This is a genomic window from Paraclostridium sp. (assembly GCF_051657365.1).
Classification (GTDB): Bacteria; Bacillota; Clostridia; order Peptostreptococcales; family Peptostreptococcaceae; genus Paraclostridium.
The window spans coordinates 1-2922 of record NZ_JBOFKN010000079.1 but is presented as its reverse complement, the minus strand read 5'-3'; the positions used below and the strand labels follow the sequence as shown (position 1 = coordinate 2922).

Below are 2922 nucleotides of genomic sequence, written 5' to 3'. Positions count from 1 at the left end.
AAAACACAGTCCACTTATTGTCTAGTGCCCTTTTTAACGCATCAACACTATCTAAGTAACTATTTCCCCTGACAGTTTGATTCAGTTGATTCAGTTGATTCTTTACCGAAAAGTATTGGTACAAGTACCAAACTAGCCTTCGGTTTCTTTCGGTGGAATGCTGTTGGTAGGCACCCACCACTGCGAATAGTGTCACAACCAGCAAGGGTTGATTTCAGTTTTCACGAGCTTCTAGCGAAGATATCTGAAAATATGGAGGTGAACAGTCTCCTCACCCAGTTGGTGAGAGAATAAAACAATTTTTATGATATACTACTTTAGCAACACACAGACAATCATATGCAGTTTATTGTTCCTATGGCATGATATCTGGGAAAATCACAGTCCACTTATTGTCTAGTGCCCTTTTAAATGCATCGACACTATCTAAGTCAACTATCTCCCCAGGCAGTTTATTCCACATGTTCACAGTGCGTTCGGAAAAATAATTAGACCTCACCATAATATTAGCATGGGTCTTCCTCAGTTTCAATGCATGTCCCCGAGTATTACCTCCGGTAACTAGATCAAATCCCACACTGTGTTTGATCCCATTTAAGCCTTTTAACGCCTTAAATGTTTCGATTAGATCGCCTCGTAGTCGTCTCCTTGAGAGCGAAAAAAGCCCTAGATGCGCTAACCTTTCCTTATATGATTTTCCTTTTTGACCCTCCACCATCTTGGTGGCAAGTCTCTGCACTTTCTCCAGACATTTAATATCTTTCTGTAGATATGGTGACCAGGCTTGTACACAATATTCCAAGTGTGGCCTTACAATAGCTTTATAAAGCGGAATAAAAACTTCCGTCTTTTTGCATGACAATACACCTTTAAGTCTAAAAAGTTCTTTTCTAGCCCTCGCAGCAGCATATAAACACTGTTTTTCCCACTTAAAATCAGCTGTCATAACAACACCAAGGTCCATACTTTTGGTAACCGTGGCAATAGACATTGTACCCCTTGGAGTGCAGACGTTCATTGCCTCATCTGATTTCGATAACAGATGGCTTTTACTGCTGTTCAAATTTAGGTCCCACTGCCATGCCCATTCTTCTACAATCTTGATGTCCTCAACTAGCTTCGTGCGCCCCGACGACCCCACTAATTTCACATCGTCCGCAAACAAGAACGTCGGACTTTCCAATCTACGAGCGAGGTCATTCACGAAAAGTATGAATAGTAGAGGACCTAGGACAGAACCTTGTGGCACTCCACTTTGCACGACTTCCGCGTTCGATAGTGTTCCTCCTATACGCACTCTAAACCTTCGACCGACTAAGAAGTCTTTTATCCAGTTGCATAAGTTTCCCGTTATCCCAAAACTCTCCAATTTATGAAGCAGTAACCTGTGATTCACAGAATCAAATGCTTTACTGAAGTCCAGATAGCAGACTTCTATTTTCTTGCCTTCATTTAATCTATGAGATACTTCATCGAGATAGCTCAATAGATTTGTAAGACAAGATTTACCTTTCATAAAGCCATGCTGACATTCTTGAAGCAGCTTATATTTCGTCAAGTGATCACATATATGTAATCGTATGATTTTCTCCAAACATTTGCATAGTATACACGTTAGGCTTACAGGCCTGTAGTTCTTTATGTCATCAGTTTTGCCGCCTTTATGCAGGGCAACAACTGTTGCATTTTTCCATTCATGAGGCACCAGAGCCTGTGATAACGAAGCTTGAAATAGCTCGCAAATTGCCGGACTGATTGTGTCGGATAATATCTTCACCATCACTGGGTAGATTCTGTCCGGTCCTGGCGATTTGTATGGCTTCAGCTCCTTTAAGACTTGTTTTACATGGCCTATGCTAACAGTTAGATCCGCGATGACCTCTATGTTTTCAAGGTTTTCGGTATCATGTGTTGCAGTACCTATATCCAGATGGTGTACACTCTTGAAGTAGTTTAAGAATGCCTCCGCTTTTTCATACTCAGAATTGATGTATATATTATCTGCGATTTTAATTGTATCTATTCCATTTCTTAGCGATTTTTGCGACTGCACATAGGCATAGTATCGCTTTGGACATTCTTTGGCTCGATTCGCTAACCCTAGTTCGAAACCCCTTTTGAGTATACGCTGGGTTCCGACAGTCTCGTTTCTGAGTGCCTTATATTTCAGCCAGTCCTTTTGTCTTTGTTTATGCTTAAATTTAGCCCATGCTCTGTCCCTCTTTCCAATAATGCGCTTCATTGACGCTTTCCACCACGGAGGCTTGCCTCTACTCTTCTTAGGTTTCAATGGGGCAAATTCATCTTGCAGTGCAATAATATTACTACGAATGACTTGCCAACGTGATTCGACTGGAGGATTGGGCTCCTCAGGTGTCCATTTCATTTCGATTGCCTTTTGCAACATTTTAACTTGGTCCATCTTTCTGAAGTTCCGATAGACCATGTTTGGTGGCTTACACTTCTTTAAGCATAAATCGAATAATAATACTACATGATCACTTTTACCAATTGGCGAGAGACTTGCCAGATTGGTTATATCTGACGCGTAGGTAGATAACAATAAGTCCAAAGTAGATGGCTGTTGACAACCTCTATAGCGAGTAGGCTCCGATATATGTTGGTGTAATCCATTTAAGTGGAACCATTTTAAGTATGTCTCACTCGGTGCCCCCCGCGTATACTGCTGTTCAGACCAGTCGACGTCTGGCAGATTAAAGTCACCCACTATCACTATTCTAGGTGCCAACTTTCGTAGACTATCCAATTTATCCACAAGCATTTGGTCATCTTCGGCCGTAGTGCTAGGGCTTCGGTAAACACATGCAACCAGTATGTTTGCATGGTTGCTTGTTAACAGTACGGCAACAATCTGTATATTTCTGGTGTTCATGCCATCTACTTCCCGATGACATAATCCTT

1 protein-coding gene and 1 pseudogene are annotated in these 2922 nt (G+C 41.5%); both read right to left on the bottom strand.

Going from position 1 to position 2922, the window contains the following annotated elements; translation table 11 throughout:
• Positions 1-355: 355 nt before the first annotated feature.
• Positions 356-2242, bottom strand: a complete 1887-nt coding sequence (locus ACRCYC_RS05420) for an RNA-directed DNA polymerase (protein ID WP_438618085.1) — start codon at positions 2240-2242, stop codon at positions 356-358.
• 258 nt (positions 2243-2500) lie between these two features.
• Positions 2501-2893 (bottom strand): annotated as a pseudogene (locus tag ACRCYC_RS05415) (hypothetical protein); the annotation flags it as partial.
• Positions 2894-2922: the final 29 nt, after the last annotated feature.

Excerpts from the sequence above, each read along its gene's own strand:
- ACRCYC_RS05420 (WP_438618085.1), bottom strand. The coding sequence starts at position 2,242 with ATGAAGCGCATTATTGGAAAGAGGGACAGAGCATGGGCTAAATTTAAG.